The organism is Streptomyces sp. NRRL F-525 (genome assembly GCF_000716605.1).
Lineage (GTDB): Bacteria > Actinomycetota > Actinomycetes > Streptomycetales > Streptomycetaceae > Streptomyces.
This window is the reverse complement of record NZ_JNXE01000008.1, coordinates 289,097-303,486: the sequence shown is the minus strand read 5'-3', so window position 1 is coordinate 303,486 and position 14,390 is coordinate 289,097. Positions and strand designations below refer to the sequence as shown.

General features: G+C 69.4%; 11 protein-coding genes and 1 pseudogene. 6 read left to right on the top strand and 6 right to left on the bottom strand.

The features are described 5' to 3' along the window. Nucleotides 1-86: pseudogene (locus OO69_RS51325) on the top strand (IS5/IS1182 family transposase); the annotation flags it as partial. Nucleotides 87-492: 406 nt separating this feature from the next. Here OO69_RS51325 and OO69_RS15165 read toward each other — a convergent pair. Further along, nucleotides 493-2,829, bottom strand: coding sequence for a glycosyl hydrolase family 95 catalytic domain-containing protein (locus OO69_RS15165; RefSeq protein WP_051801028.1), 2,337 nt, complete (start codon nt 2,827-2,829; stop codon nt 493-495). 502 nt (nt 2,830-3,331) lie between these two features. Continuing rightward, a complete protein-coding gene (locus tag OO69_RS49420; RefSeq protein WP_158713394.1) occupies nt 3,332-5,572 on the bottom strand; it encodes an NEW3 domain-containing protein in 2,241 nt (746 codons plus the stop codon). Between the two features lie 633 nt (nt 5,573-6,205). Between OO69_RS49420 and OO69_RS15155 the strand changes: the two genes are divergently transcribed. Continuing rightward, a complete protein-coding gene (locus OO69_RS15155; RefSeq protein ID WP_033281111.1) occupies nt 6,206-6,682 on the top strand; it encodes a hypothetical protein in 477 nt (158 codons plus the stop codon). A 363-nt stretch (nt 6,683-7,045) separates the two neighbouring features. Here OO69_RS15155 and OO69_RS15150 read toward each other — a convergent pair whose 3' ends face one another. After that, nucleotides 7,046-7,756: a response regulator gene (locus tag OO69_RS15150; RefSeq protein ID WP_051801026.1), complete on the bottom strand. Its 711-nt coding sequence runs from the start codon at nt 7,754-7,756 to the stop codon at nt 7,046-7,048. After that, nucleotides 7,753-8,994: a sensor histidine kinase gene (locus OO69_RS15145; RefSeq protein ID WP_033281110.1), complete on the bottom strand. Its 1,242-nt coding sequence runs from the start codon at nt 8,992-8,994 to the stop codon at nt 7,753-7,755. The genes OO69_RS15150 and OO69_RS15145 overlap by 4 nt, the downstream gene beginning before the upstream one ends. Before the next feature lie 132 nt (nt 8,995-9,126). On the opposite strand from OO69_RS15145, the gene OO69_RS15140 reads away from it, so the two are divergent. Together OO69_RS15140 and OO69_RS15135 are read left to right on the top strand one after the other, a co-directional pair. Continuing rightward, on the top strand, nt 9,127-9,693 hold the full coding sequence (locus tag OO69_RS15140) for a class I SAM-dependent methyltransferase (protein ID WP_033281157.1): 567 nt from the start codon (nt 9,127-9,129) through the stop codon (nt 9,691-9,693). Between the two features lie 36 nt (nt 9,694-9,729). Beyond that, nucleotides 9,730-10,392, top strand: a complete 663-nt coding sequence (locus tag OO69_RS15135; protein ID WP_033281109.1) for a hypothetical protein — start codon at nt 9,730-9,732, stop codon at nt 10,390-10,392. Nucleotides 10,393-10,455: 63 nt separating this feature from the next. On the opposite strand, the gene OO69_RS15130 is transcribed toward OO69_RS15135, so the two are convergent. Both OO69_RS15130 and OO69_RS15125 read right to left on the bottom strand, forming a co-directional pair. After that, nucleotides 10,456-10,794 (bottom strand): thioredoxin family protein, encoded by a 339-nt coding sequence (locus OO69_RS15130; RefSeq protein WP_033281108.1) that lies wholly within the window; start codon nt 10,792-10,794, stop codon nt 10,456-10,458. 125 nt (nt 10,795-10,919) lie between these two features. After that, complete coding sequence (locus tag OO69_RS15125) at nt 10,920-12,059, bottom strand: PucR family transcriptional regulator (protein ID WP_033281107.1); 1,140 nt, start codon at nt 12,057-12,059, stop codon at nt 10,920-10,922. Between the two features lie 86 nt (nt 12,060-12,145). Here OO69_RS15125 and OO69_RS15120 point away from each other — a divergent pair, with 86 nt between their 5' ends. Together OO69_RS15120 and OO69_RS15115 are read left to right on the top strand one after the other, a co-directional pair. Beyond that, nucleotides 12,146-13,201 carry a ferredoxin reductase gene (locus OO69_RS15120; RefSeq protein WP_033281106.1) on the top strand — a complete coding sequence of 352 codons (1,056 nt, stop codon included), beginning with the start codon at nt 12,146-12,148 and terminating at the stop codon, nt 13,199-13,201. 7 nt (nt 13,202-13,208) lie between these two features. After that, nucleotides 13,209-14,327, top strand: coding sequence for a fatty acid desaturase family protein (locus tag OO69_RS15115; RefSeq protein WP_033281105.1), 1,119 nt, complete (start codon nt 13,209-13,211; stop codon nt 14,325-14,327). Nucleotides 14,328-14,390: the final 63 nt, after the last annotated feature.

Genomic DNA, 14,390 nt, shown 5'->3' with positions numbered 1-14,390 from the left:
GGCGCATCTTCCGCAGATCCCGGTGCAGCCCGAATCGAATGACGTCAATCGCCGCCGCCGTCCTCACCCTGGAGCGGCAACGCTGAAAGAGCTCACTGTCAATTCTCGGCCGTGCGCGTGAGTACTGCTCAGCTCCCCCGACGGCAAACCGCCTTCGCCGATCATCGCTCGATCTCCAAGAGCTTCCGCTGGTCCGGGCGGCGGTATCGCGGCACTCGCGACGGCACCCTTACCCGCGGGATCTCTTAACTGCTTGCGGCGACAAGGGCAACGACAGCACGGCGAAGGAAAGGGTCGCTCACCGTTCCTCCACTCTCATTTTCTCGCGCTCCGATGAAGGAGAAGGCATCGTTTGACGCACCGTTCTGCCGGGCCGCTCAGGGGCGCAGCACAGGCCCTCATCAGCGATGCGAGACAAGCGTGTCGCCGAATCCGAGGCCGGCCAAGCGGGCCACCCGACACTCGACGACACGGCCACGTCCTCCTGCTTCGCTACGGCAGGCCCCACGCCGGTCCCGATTCGCTGACGGCGACGGGCGCTATGACGAGATCGGGACGGGAGCCGGAGTGGACCAGGACCTCACGCCCCCGGGGAAGGTCGATGGCGAGGGTGCCGTTGCCCAGGTCGTGGGTGTGGGCGGGGGTGCCGTCGTCCAGGAGCACGGTGAGGGTTCCGGTGAGACCGTGCCGGAGCTTGAGCGGCTCGCCCGCCAGGCTTCTGATCCTGATGAATCGGGTCACCCCGGCCTTGCGGACGGCGCTGACCAGGAAGGCGCCCTGGGTGCGGAAGTCGTGCAGGGTCACGTCCGGCCAGGAGGAGGGGACGGCCGGGAAGACGCGGATCACGCCGCCCCAGCTCTGGCAGAACATGTCGTGCAGGGACTGCGAGGCGGACAGCGGAGTCTCGATGACCGGGCCGGCCTCGGTGTAGTGCGTGTTGGCACGGCACGGGTAGCGCGTGGTGGGATCGAAGAACTTCCGCAGGTACGTGATCGCGGTGTCTCCGTCGCCGGTCATCGCGTACATGGAGGCGGCGCCGGTGTAGCTGTAGCCCCGGTGGGCGCCGGTCAGCGCGTGCCAGTGGGTGACCGACTTCGTGATCAGGTCGCGGCTGGCGGGCTGGTCCCAGTTCACGAGGTGCAGCGGGTACACCATCAGCAGGTGCGAGTAGTGCCGGTGGGACTGCGCGTACGGGGTGTCGGCGCCGATCATGAAGCCGTTGTCGTCGACCGGGTACGGCGTGAGCCTGGCCAGCGCCTCCTGCCAGCGCGGGATCAACTCGTCGTCGACTGCGAGCAGTTGGGCGGACTCGATCAGGGTCTGGCAGCCCCATCGGATCAGGGCCAGGTCGTAGTTCGTGTCCTGTGGCGGCACGACGGGGTATTCGGGCGAGAGCGTGCTGGGCAGGTGGAGTCTGCCGTCGCTGCCCGGGGTGAGGAAGTGCAGGTAGTAGTTGAGCGCGCGGCGCAGTACGGGATAGATCGTGTCGCGCAGCAGTGCCTTGTCCATGGAGTGCCGGTAGGACAGCCACACGTTGTGCAGTGCCCAGGTGAGGTCGCCGGTCTCGGCGCCTGTTCCCGGTCGGCCCACTTCGCGGTTGGCGAACATGTCGGAGCTGCGGCCGATGCCGGAGCTGTCGGCCCGGTAGGCGGTGGGCACGTTGGCGGCGAGCTGTTCCTGGTTCTGGCGCAGCGTGGTGGCGAGCGCGTCCAACTCCGGGTGGTTGAAGCCGTGGATGAGCCAGTACTCCAACTGGACGTTGAGGTTCCACCACACCGCGGGCCAGGGCGTGGGCTCCAGCCACGGCCCGGAGGTGGCCATGACGGGGCCGCCGGCGCGGCTGGCGGAGGCGACCTTGTAGAGCTGGATCCAGTGGAAACTCTGCAGGCGCTGGTCGGGGAACGAGACGAAGCTCTTGCGGTAGAACGCATGCCACCACTGCGTGTGCCGTCGTCTGAGGGCGGTGTACGAGGCCGCGCGCCGGAGATTGCGCAGCGAAGCGGCTGCGGCGGCGGTTTCGGAGGGCGAGCTGTGTCCGACGCTGAGCAGCAGGTCGTGGCCGGTGCGGCGGTAGGCGGTGGCAGTCTGTCCGCCGGTGAGGGGCTGGAGCACCTGCTCGGTGCCGTCGGCGGAAGTCCGGGTGGTCCAGGGCGGGTTGACGGTGTAGCCCGCGGGCGGAGCTTCGCTGATGCGCCGGGGGCTGAGCGCTTCCTCGGGGTGGAACGTCCAGGTGACCCGTTCATCGCCGCCGGCCGTCACGCGGGCGGCGAAGACCTCGTCGTGGATGAGAGCGGAGAGGGTGAGCGTGCCGGAGGTGGTGGTGACGGTACCGGTGAGCTCGGCGTTCCACAGGCTCAGCCGCCAGTCGACGGAGGTGATGGTGCCGACCGGTTCGAGGGTGAGGTGGCCGACCGGCAGGCGACAGGTGCCCCAGCCGCTGCCGAACTCGGGGCGATGGTCCTGGACCCGGCCGTGCTGGATGGTGAAGCGGAGCTTGTTGGCTCCCGGCTCCTGGTACACCATGCTGCCGAGCAGGCCGTCCCCCAGGAACGGCCCCTCGTACCAGAGCGTGGGCAGTCTGCTCCACAACAGATCCTGGCCCCGCAGAAATTCTTCCCAGGCACCGTCGGCACGCATGGTGTCGCGGAGTCTCCAGGGGCTCCTGCCGGCCCGGGCCGCCGGCACGACGTCGGCCGCCCCCTCCGCCCGTACAGGCTCGTCGGCGTGGGCCGTCCCACCGGGCAGGGCCGCGGCCGCGGCTCCTCCCAGCGCGGTGCCGAGTAAGACTCTGCGGGGCAGCGGCGAGTGGTTCTCCGACTGCGAGGTCATCATCGTCCTCCAGAGCTGACGGTCATTGATACATCGGGTGTATCGAGGAACCTAGGCATACCCTGAGTGCCTGTCAATGACCTCGACCGATAGCCATCCACGCCGAACTAACGGCTATTTTCCGCTATTTGGGAAGACGTACGTACATCAGCAATCCCGCCCTACGTTCTTGACTCATCCGATGTATTGCGGCTACCTGAGTTCGCGTTCTTCACCGCGCATCCCGCGTGCGGCCGGCGCGATCCTGCGAGTACGGACACCAACCTGCTGGGCAGCCTGTACACGCCCCACGACTCGGGCTCGGCGGCGTATCACCGCTCCGCCTTGCAGACCTCGTTCCTCGCCCTGGACGGTGATCACACGCCCGAGCCTGATCGTCGTGGAGGCCATCCACGGCAATCCCGTTCAGACGGATCCCGTGACCAGCTGCACCTCGATGACGCCGGGCCGCAGGCGACGAAGCTCCACTCCCCCACCGGAAAGGACACCCACCTACAGACCGTCAACCACTGGTCGTGAAGTCGGTGAAATCGTCTTCGCTCGGGTAGCCCGGGCTGGCAGCGGTGCCGAAGAGGCCAACGTCCTGGGTAGGGGCGGCGGAGGGAACGTTCGCCGTACTCAGCTGGGTCCAGTTGGTGCTGTCGGTGGAGTAGTAGCCGGTGAAGGTGGTGCCAGAGCGGACCAGCCGGATCCAACTGGGCAGGACGGGCTTGCCGACGCCGGAGCCGTTGGGTGCGGTGCCTGCGTCGAGCCGCCCGTCGCCGTCGGTGTCCCACTGCATGAAGTAGCCCTTCTTCGCGCTCACGCCCACCGTCACGAAGCCGGGCGAGTTACTCGCGGCGGTGATGTCGTTGCGCACCATGATTCCGGTCTTGGCCCCGGAGCTCTGGTACCGCTGCCAGGTGACACGAACCGTCGTGACGGAGCCGTCGTGCTCCGCGCCGGGGACGTAGAGCGAGCCGTATTCGTTCTTCGGTCCGTAGACGTCGGCGCCGGCCGCGCGAATGCCGAGGGCGGAGCCGACCTGTGAGAAGTTCGCGGGCTCCGGCGAGGAGGAGAAGGTGCGGAACGGGGCCCGAACGGACTCGCCGAGCAGCACGGACGTGTGTCCGGCGGCCGAGCCGGTGACCCGTGCCCCGGTGCCCGTGCCGGTGTTCCAGCGGAAGTGGGCGACGGCGTCGAGCCGGACCGTCGGGAAGAGCTCGGTGATGGACGCCGGTGGAGTAACCCGGTAGGTGGCGCGGACGGTCGCGCCGGGCGCGACGGAGGCGAAGGCGGTGGGCGAGACGGGGGTGGCTGTCCAGCCCTTCGGGACGGGCAGGGCCACGTGGACACCGGTCGCGACGGCGGTGCCCCAGTTGGTGAAGTCCGCGTTGGCGGTGGTCTGTTGACCGGTCTCCAGGGTGCCGGGGGCGGTCACGGTGAGGCCGGTCTGCGGGCGCCCCGGCGCCTTGCCCGCGGCCCACGGACGTACCCGGAACAGTGCCGCGCCGTGCACGGGGACCGAGGCGGCGACGGTGGCGCCGGAGGACCGGGTGACCTCGTGCGTCCACAGGTTGTCGAGGCGGTACGAGGAGGACGCGGGCAGGCCGGCCGTGACCGCGGCGATGGAGACGGTCTGTGCGACGGACCCGGTGTTGAACAGCCCCAGGATCACATCGCCGTTCGGCTCCGTTTTCGCGAAGACCTGCGCGGTCGCGCTCCTGCTCACCCGAGTGGCGTTGACGGTGTCCTGGTCCACGGCGATCACGTCACGATTCGCCAGCAGCTTCAGATCGGCGGCGTCGAGCCTGGTCAGGTCAGTGCCCAGGAGCAGTGGGGAGGAGGCCAGCGACCACAGGCTCAGCTGCGTCTGCCGCTCGTCGGGGGTCAGCCCGCCGTCGCTGCCGTTGCCGACCTCGATCGAGTCGTAGTCGTTGAACGCGCCGGAGCCGCCGAACGGCTGCCAGGCCGCGACCTGGTCGAACCGGGCCGACGTCCGCTGCCAGCTGGTCAACGGGGTACTGGATCCGTTGACGCTGCAATAGCACTCGATGTCGCCGCCGGTGCGCCAGCCGTTGCTGGTGGCCTGCCAGGTGGCGGCGTCGGCGATGCTGAGCGAGTTGGAGAGCTCCAGGTGCATCGGACGACCGGTGGCGACGATCGCCTGGTGCCACACCCGCATCTCGGGGCGGTTGTCGGCGGGGACGAGGCCGCCGCCGGGGCCGACGAAGTCCATCTTGATGTAGTCGACGCCCCAGGAGGCGAACAGGTCGGCGTAGCTCTGCACGTACTCCTCCGCTCCAGGCTTGCTGAAGTCGATGCGGTAGGAGTCGTTGTGGGTGTTGCCGGGCTGTGTCGGGTCCGCGATGTCCTGCATGTGGTACGCGGTGCCCTCGACCGGCAGGTTCTTCTGATACGCCTCGATCGGGATGCCCGGCGTGAGGTAGATGCCGAACTTGAGCCCCAGGCGGTGCAGATACGCGGCGAGGGCGGGGATGCCATCGGGGAATCGGGCGGTGTCCCAGGCGTTTCGCCCGTAGGCGTCCAGGTGGTCGGACCAGCCGGCGTCGATGTTGATGTAGCGGTAGCCGTAGCGCCGCAGCTTGTCGTGCATGACCCGCGCCTGGGCCTTGATCCCGTCCTGGGTCAGGCCGCTGCCTTCGCGCAGTGCGCTCCAACTGCTCCAGCCCATGGGCGGTGTGGGCGGGATGGGGGTGGCCACGTCCGTCGGGGCCGCGGATGCGGATGCGGGCGCGGCCACCGTGGGCGACGTTCCCGTCGCCAGCCCAAGGAGAAGCAGTAAAGGCAGCAGACATCTGATCAATCTCGCGCACATCGAACGGCTCCTCAGAGTGGCCAGCGGAAACTTGCCTTGTCCTCACCGGTCGAACCGCACATGTTCTATGCGCGATCCACTGCTACGTCAACACATTCATCCGATGAATCACGAAGTGGCCCCCGTGAGGGCCGGGGCGGCCGGATCGCGGGCTACCCCACCGGCGTGGCCCTGCTGGACCGACAGGGCGCCACCGACTTCAGGCGGAGCGGGGGCGCGACGTCAGCGGCCCGGAACTCCAACTCCAGTGACAGGACGGCTGGTTCGGGGCAGGGACGCACGATCCCACACAGGCCACGCGACCGCCCCGCCGTGCGCACCGGTCCCGCAGACCCTCGGCGCACCGGGCAACCCCCGTCGCCGATCCGGTCCGCAACCCCGCGTACGCAGTCGGCCGGATTTCAACTATGCCGTTCCTTGTCGCTCGCGTATCAATGGGGATCGCAAGTTCCGACGGACCGTCAGATTCGATCCCCCGCAGTGTGCCCGCACCCACTCGGCCCGGGGTCTCCATCCCACACATGGCACTCCCACCACCGGGAAGGGACCACGATCCCCATGAAGCGATTAACCACAGGTGCGGCACTCACGGCTGGAGTCATCGCCGCCACGACGCTGGCCTTCGCGCCCTCCGCGTCCGCCGCGGTCACTCCGAGCTCCGCCACCATCACCGCCGCCTGCGGCATCTTCGGCGGCGGCACGGCCACGCTGACCGCGACCCAGGTCAGCAGTACTTCAGCCACCATCACCCTCAATTCCTCCGCCATCACCACGCCGCTCGCCCTGTCGGCAAACTCCATCAGCTCCACGCTCACCATGACCAACTCCACCGGTGCCAACCGGGTGTTCAGCGGCACCGTGAACCCGGCCATACCCGCAGGCGGCGCCGTCACCGTCGGCCCGCTTCCCGGCACCGTGGCTGTCGGCGACAGCCTGGACTTCTACAAGGGCTCGCTGAAGATGGTCATCTTCGGCATCTCCGTCACCTGTACGTCGAGCGCCGCGCAGTCGCCCAGCCCCTTCGTCTTCAGCTGAGCCTGCCGTGAGTGAGTGATTCGTTCCCGATGCCGCAAGAACCGACGGACCTGATGATCCGTCATGTTCTTGCGGCATCTCCACCGACTTCCGCACCACGGGAACGCACATCGGCGAACTCCCGGCAGCCACACGGCCGGCTGTCGCTCGCCTCAGCGGGATGCGCGGCCCGGCATCGATGCCGTCATCCCACACGTCCCCGAACGCACCCCCTGCCGCCCGGCGGCGCAGGACTCGATGCCGGGATCTCCAGCTGATCGACGAACTCGCGACGATCTACGACGGCATCCTGGTCGATGACGATCTGGATACCGGAGTGCTCACTGTCAGCAGTGCGTCAGCGCACGGGATGTCCGTCACCGCTCAGTCCCCGACCCGTACCAGCCCGCTCTCGTAGGCGAAGATCACCGCGTGGACACGGTCCCGGAGGCCGAGCTTGGTCAGGATCCGGCCGAGGTGGGTCTTCACGGTCGTCTCCCCGACGAACAGGCGGCCCGCGATCTCGCCGTTGGCCAGGCCCCGGCCCACCAGCCCAAGGACGTCCCGTTCCCGCTCGGTGAGGACCGCCAGGCGGCCACGCTGGGCGGACACGGACGCGGGGGCGTGCAGGATGAAGCGCTCGACCAGGCGCCGGGTCAACGACGGCGCCACCATGACCTCGCCCCGCAGCACCGCGCGGACGGTCACCAGGATCTCCTCGGCGGGGGCGTCCTTGACGAGGAAGCCGTTCGCTCCGGCCCGCAGGGCCGCGTAGGCGTACTCGTCGAGGTCGAAGGTCGTGACGACGAGTATGAGGGGCCCGTCGGGCTGTGCGCAGAGGTGTTCTGTCGCTGCGAGGCCGTCCAGACCGGGCATGCGGACGTCCATCAAGACGAGGTCCGGCTTCAGGGCGGCGGCCTCCGCGATCGCCGCGGCGCCATCGGCGGCCTCGCCCACCACGGTGAGGTCGGGCTGGCTGTCGACGACCATCCGCAGCCCCATCCGGATCAGCTCCTGGTCGTCGCAGATCAGCACCCGGGACGATGACACGGTGCGCTTCGGAGTCGGGGCCGGGTCGCTCACGGGGTCACTCATGGGGTCGCCCTGGTGGGCCTGGCAGGGCGCAATGTCGCGGCGACCCGGTAACCGCCCTCGGGTGTGGGCCCGGCGTCGACACGCCCGCCGTACAGGGCGGTACGTTCGCGCATGCCGATTAGTCCGCGACCGGACGGGAGCAGCGGTGCGGGACGCCCGGCGGCTCCGGCCGAGTTCTCCACCTTGACGCGGATCAGTCGCCCGGGCTCCTGGCTACCGGTGTCGACCCGCACATGAACCGTGGCGTCCGGCGGCGCGTGCTTGACCACGTTGGTGAGTGCCTCCTGCACGATGCGGTACGTCTGCACCATGAGATCCGCCGGCAGGCCACCGCGCTCTCCGCGAAGGTCCAACAGGGCGCGCCTGCCGCCCGTGTTGAGGCGTTCGACCAGCCGCCGCAGATCGGCCGCGAGGTGTTCGCCGGCCGCACCGGAGCCGGAGTCGCCGATCGCGGCGTCCGCGTCGGGAGTACGCAGCACCTCCAGCAAACGGCGTAGTTCGCCCAGTGCCTCACGGCCGGTCGCGCTGATGACGCCGAGCGTGCGATCGACGACGGCGGGGTCGACCTGCCGCATCAGCTTGCCGCCCTCGGCGTTCAGCACCATCACGCTCACACTGTGCGCGAGGACATCGTGGATCTCCCGGGCGATGCGCGCCCGCTCCTCGGCGACGGCGACCTTGGCCAGGGCGAGGTGTTCCGACTCGGCGAGCACGGCCCGCCGCTCGAACTCGGCAATGTAGGCGCGCCGGGCACGGACGTACTCGCCGAACACCCAGGCCCCGGCCAACAGGAGCCCCACCGCGAGCGGAGTGAGCAAGGCCCCCCGGGCGCCCGGGCCCTCGTAGTCCCGCTGCCACGCTGGAATCCACAGCAGAACACAGCCGGCGGCACACACCACTGTCGCCGCGGCGGCCATACGCAAGCCCCGCACCGTGAGGGTGGCCAGGACCGCGGCCAGGGCGACGGCGCCGCGTCCCGGTTCCTGTCCCCACACCTGTCCGAGGAACTGCGCCCAGAAAGCCGCCGTCACCAGGGCCGCGACGAGCACCGGCCGACGGCGGCGCCACAACAGGGGCAGCACCAGGGCCAGGTAGACGCCCGCCTGCACCCAGACCGGCCGCCACCCCGGCTCGGGGCGGATCACCGGGGGCACGGCAACCAGCACGATCAGCAGCAGGTCCGACAGCCACGGATATCCGCGCCGCAGGCGGGACAAGGTCTCGATCAGCTGTTGCACCGCCTCACGCTACGGCCGGAGTCCGCCCGCCGGCATCGTCCTGGCGGGCGTCACGGGGTCCTCCCCCAGTCGTACGGACACCGGCCAGGGATACGACGTGCGGCCACCCGGGGCGTTTCCACCATGGCCGCCATGTCGATGACCACCGAGTTCCTCAGACGCCCCCTCATGACCGGTGCCATAGCGGCCAGTTCACGACGGCTGGCGCACGCCATGACCGAGGGCATCGGCCTGGAGCGGGCCCGGACCGTTGTCGAACTCGGCCCGGGAACCGGGGTGTTCACCGACTCGATCCTCGCCCGGCTCGCACCCGACGCACGACTCGTGGCGATCGAGCTCAACCCGGTGCTCGCGGCACGGCTGTCGGCCACCCGGCGCGACCCACGCCTCACCGTAATACGGGGTTCGGCCGCCGAGTTGACCGCGACGGTCGGCGAACCAGCCGACGCGGTGGTCTCCGGACTGCCCTGGACGGTCATGCCGCGGGAACAGCGCGGGCACATCCTGGACGCCGTGGCCGAAGTCCTCACGCCTGGCGGCCGGTTCACAACCTTCGCCTATCTGCACGCGGCCTGGACACCGCCCGCCCACCACCTCACCGCCGAACTCGCCTGCCGCTTCGACCAGTTGGAGCGCTCGAAGGTGGTGTGGGCGAACCTCCCGCCCGCCTTCGTGCACCGAGCCACCAAGAAGCACTAGCGAATGGGGACCACACAGCGTCGGGATACTGGGCCGGTGAGCAACGCCATGACCAAGTACGAAGTGGATATTGAGCAGTTGACGCGAAGGGTCTACCTCGGCCTGCGCGAGGACAGCCTCAACCCACAGGACGTCGTCGCCCTCGCCTGCGAACTGTTCGACTGGTTCCACCGCACCGACGCCATCCTGGAGGTCGTCGAACGGAACCCGGCCGAGGTGCCGCCGGCCGAGATGGCAGCCCTCGCCCAACGCATACTGGACGACGCGGACTTCGATCCCGGTTTCGACCTCGCTCCCGAGCGTTTGGAGATCTTGCGCGCCGCGCTTCGGATCGTGACCCGCGACCTGCCCACGCGCGGGATCGAGGGCGAACCGGAGATCGAGATCCTGGAGGACTGGTTTCCGGCGGGAGCCGGTGTCCGCCTGGCCGACGGCGAACAGCTCAACTGGGGCGGCCCCATCCTGCCGAACATGTGCGACGACCCGAGCACGGCACTGGCCAGCCTGGCGATCCTGATCCAGGAGAGCCTGCTCGAATGGACCTGGCAGGTCTGGCCGGTATGCCCCCGCCATGGCCTCGGCGTGCACGGCTCGGAGCGGGAGCGGGAGGCTGTGTGGTGGTGCGCGGGCGATGGCGGACACGTGCTTGCGCCGGTCGGTGAACTCACGCGCGCTCTCGGCCGCCGTCGTCCCAAGTAGGGCTGGCGGTGGCGCAGTGGACGAGACGTGACGGGCGTCGCGGCCACGTGCGGCAGCGGCCTCTCAGAGGTGGCCGTCCAGGAACTTCCGCACCTCGGAGATGGTCATGGGCCCCGTGCCGTGCGCCACCGCCTCTCCCTCCTTCAGCAGGACGTAGGACGGGGCTCCGGTGATCCCGTACCGCTCGGTCGCGGCCGGACACCGCGTGATGTCGGCGCGGACGACCGTCAGGCGGCCCGTGCAGTCGTCGGCGATGCCACCCACGACGAGGTCCATCACCCGGCAGGGCTCGATGGCCTTGGGCCATGTCCCGGTGAAGTAGGCGAGGACCGGAACTCCGCTCATCCCTAGGATGAAATTGAACTCCGCGTCCTCACGGGGTCGGTGAACCCGCGTCGCCATAGAAGCTCCTCACCTCACATTCCGTCATTCCATCCCCATCATCCCTCGCGCGGATTGCCAGGAGAGCCCCCCAGGCACGGTTCCTGGACCGCTCGGGGGCGCGGTCGTAGACGCTCGAGTACGCGTCAGTCGACCCGCAGACCGACCGCCAGCGTCAGTTCGAGGACCCGGTGCGGCGATGCGAGATCCGGAAACAGCTCCCGCAGCTGCGACATCCGGTACCGGACCGTCTGCGGATGGACGAACAACGCCGCCGCCACCTCGTCCCGTCTGCCCTGGTGCAGCAGCCACTCCCGCAGCGTCTCCTCCAGCCGCCGTGCGGTCGCGACAGGCAAGGCCCGCAGGGGGGCGAGAGCTCGGGCACGCAGGTCTGCGAACGCGTCCGCGTCGGCGCTCAGCACCAGCTCGGGCAGGTAGTCCTCGGTGTCGCGGATATCGGCGGAGAGGGAGCGCGCGCGTACGGCTCGTGCGTACGAGGCGGACGCGCGGGTCCATGGCCGGGCCGGGCCGGCCACGGCGGTGCGGTCGGTCAGCTGCCGCAGGAGATGCGATCGGTCGGCATCGGGGACGAGCAGCACACCGGTGGCGTCCGGCAGATCGTCGAGGACGAGGGTGCCCGGGTCGAGCGCGCGGTAGGCGGGCCGGGCCTGGGCGGCGGGCAGCAGGACCGCGGTCAGCGCGACCGGAGGCTGCCACCCGGCCCGTTGGGCGGAGGCCAGCAGCACGTCCGGGCTCGCGCCGGCGAGGAGGTCGCGGGCCAGGTGTTCCAGGTGGCGTTCCTGGTCCCTGCCCCGGGCGGCCAGTTCGTCGGCGTGGCCCGCGGCGCTCGCGGCGGAGAGCTCGTCGATGTAGGCGAAGGTCAGCTCGGCGAACTTGGCGACCTCGGCGGCGGGCAGACCCGCCGGTACGGCACCCGCCGCCAGGCCTCGCCAGGCCACGCGGGCGCCGACGCGGTAGGCGCTGAGCAGGGCGTCCATCGAACGCCCGTCGCGCACCTCACCGCGGCCCAGCTCGTAGGCCGCGTCACCGGCGTCGCCGCCTGTGGCGTTCCCGCTCGCGAGGTCCAGGTAGTGCCCCAGGGCGGTGCGCACGGCCCGGCGGATGGTGGCGCCCATGCGGCCCGCAAGGGCGTTGGCGTAGGGAGGGACCTCGTCGATGATCGCCTCGACGACCTCGTCGGCGGTGGTCCTCAGCACGGCCCGAAGCGCGGTGACCGTCGTCTCGTCCAGGGCCAGTTCGCTGGCCCTCCGGACTGCATGGCTCATGTTTTGTTCCCTGCGAACAATTCGGCGGACCAGATTTACGTCCTGCGGTCAGGACTTTACGCCTTGAGGCGCAGCAAGCTGGAGCCATGACGAGTGCAGCCCTCCGCAGCAGGGCGTGGAAAATGCTGGAGATGGTCACGACACCGCTGCTGCCGTCGGACTACCTCGACCTGGTCAGCCCGCTGCGCGCGGGCGCCGACCTGCGGGGACGCATCGAGGCCGTGCACCCCGAGACGGGGGACGCCGCGACCATCGTGATCAGACCGGGACGGGGCTGGCGCGGCCACACAGCCGGTCAGTACGTGCGGATCGGGGTCGACGTCGACGGGGTGCGCCTGTGGCGTGCCTACTCCATCACCTCGCCGACGAACCGTCGGGACGGCCGCCTCACGATCACCGTGAAGGCGATCGAGGACGGCAAGGTCAGCAACCACCTGGTCCGCAGAGCGAAACCGGGCACGCTGATCCAACTCGACCAGGCGACCGGTGACTTCGTGCTGCCGCAGGCCAAGCCCGCCAAGGTGCTCTACCTGACGGCCGGCAGCGGCATCACGCCCGTGATGGGCATGCTGCGCGACACCGAGTTCGACGACGTCGTCATGGTCCACTGCGCGCCACGGCCGCAGGACGTGATCTTCCGCAGCGACCTGCACGACCTGGTCGCGGACAAGAAGCTGCGGCTCGCCGAGGTGCACACCGACACGGACGGCAAGCTCGACATCGCCCGTCTCGACGAACTCGTGCCCGACTGGGCCGAGCGCGAGACCTGGGCCTGCGGGCCCGCGGGCCTGCTCGACGCCGCCGAAGAGCACTGGGCCGAGCACGCCGTACAAGAGCGCCTGCACACCGAACGCTTCCGCCCGAGCATCGTCGTCGCCGGCGACGGCGGCGAGGTCACGTTCAGCTCCACCGGCAAGACCGTCGACGCGGACGGCGCCACGCCGTTGCTGGACGTCGGCGAGGAGGCCGGCGTGCTCATGCCCTCCGGGTGCCGCATGGGCATCTGCTTCGGCTGCGTCACGCCGCTCAAGGCGGGCGCCGTCCGCGACCTGCGCACCGGCGAGATCACCGAGGCCGAGCCGGGCGTCCTCATCCAGACCTGCGTGTCCGCCGCCGCGGGCCCCTGCGACATCGAACGGTAGGAGCACCTTGACCGCCACCGACCCCACCGCCCACCTGACCGCGGAGCAGATCGAGGAGCTCGGCCGCGAGCTGGACGCGATCCGCGACGAGGTGATCGCCGGCCGCGGCGAGAAGGACGCCGCCTACATCCGCAAGGTCATCTCGGCGCAGCGCAGGCTCGAACTGGTCAGCAGGGGCGTGCTGTTGTTCTCGCTCTTCCCGCCCGCGTGGCTGGTCGGCACCGCCGGTCTGTCCGTGGCGAAGATCATGGACAACATGGAGATCGGCCACAACATCCTGCACGGCCAGTGGGACTGGATGCGGGACCCGAAGATCCACTCCACCACCTGGGAGTGGGACCACGTCTCGCCGTCCGAGCAGTGGAAGCACTCGCACAACGAGCTGCACCACACGTACACGAACGTGATCGGCAAGGACAACGACCTCGGCTACGGCATCATGCGCGTCGACGAGGACCAGCGGTGGCACCCGTTCCACCTCGGCCAGCCGCTGTGGAACTTCCTCAACGCCTGCTTCTTCGAGTACGGCATCGCGGCGTACGACCTGGAGCTCGGCAAGAACCTGCAGAAGCGCCGCCGCAAGAACCCGGAGTTCCGCGAGCGGGCCAGGGCCGTGGGCCGCAAGATCCGCAAGCAGGTCCTCAAGGACTACGTGATCCATCCGCTGCTCTCGGGCCCGTCCTTCCTCCCCACGCTCGCCGCCACGTTCACCGCGAACCTGGTCCGCAACGTCTGGACCCACTCGGTGATCATGTGCGGGCACTTCCCCGAGGGCGTGCAGGTCTTCGAGCGCCGGTCGATCAACGGCGAGACGCGCGGCCAGTGGTACCTGCGCCAGATGATGGGCTCGGCGAACATCAGCGGCAGCAAGGCCATGCACTTCATGACCGGCAACCTGTCCCACCAGATCGAGCACCACCTCTTCCCCGACCTGCCGAGCAACCGGTACGCCGAGGTCGCGGTGAAGGTGCGCGCGCTGTTCGAGAAGTACGAGCTGGAGTACGTCACCGGGCCGCTGCCCAAGCAGGTGTTCTCCGCGTGGCACAAGGTCTTCCGGCTCTCGCTGCCGAACAAGAAGCCCAAGGTCAAGACCCCGGACCGCGAGCGGGAGCTCGTCGCGGCCTGATTCCCGGTATCGGTACGGATCTCTCGGCGGAACCCGGCGGCACGGCCGGGTTCGGTGAGCAGC

Bases quoted from the DNA above. Each gene is read 5' to 3' on its own strand.
- OO69_RS15120 (WP_033281106.1), top strand. From the start codon at position 12,146: ATGACGAGTGCAGCCCTCCGCAGCAGGGCGTGGAAAATGCTGGAGATG.
- OO69_RS15165 (WP_051801028.1), bottom strand. From the start codon at position 2,829: ATGACCTCGCAGTCGGAGAACCACTCGCCGCTGCCCCGCAGAGTCTTA.
- OO69_RS15130 (WP_033281108.1), bottom strand. From the start codon at position 10,794: ATGGCGACGCGGGTTCACCGACCCCGTGAGGACGCGGAGTTCAATTTC.
- OO69_RS15150 (WP_051801026.1), bottom strand. From the start codon at position 7,756: ATGAGTGACCCCGTGAGCGACCCGGCCCCGACTCCGAAGCGCACCGTG.
- OO69_RS15140 (WP_033281157.1), top strand. From the start codon at position 9,127: ATGTCGATGACCACCGAGTTCCTCAGACGCCCCCTCATGACCGGTGCC.
- OO69_RS15125 (WP_033281107.1), bottom strand. From the start codon at position 12,059: ATGAGCCATGCAGTCCGGAGGGCCAGCGAACTGGCCCTGGACGAGACG.
- OO69_RS15155 (WP_033281111.1), top strand. From the start codon at position 6,206: ATGAAGCGATTAACCACAGGTGCGGCACTCACGGCTGGAGTCATCGCC.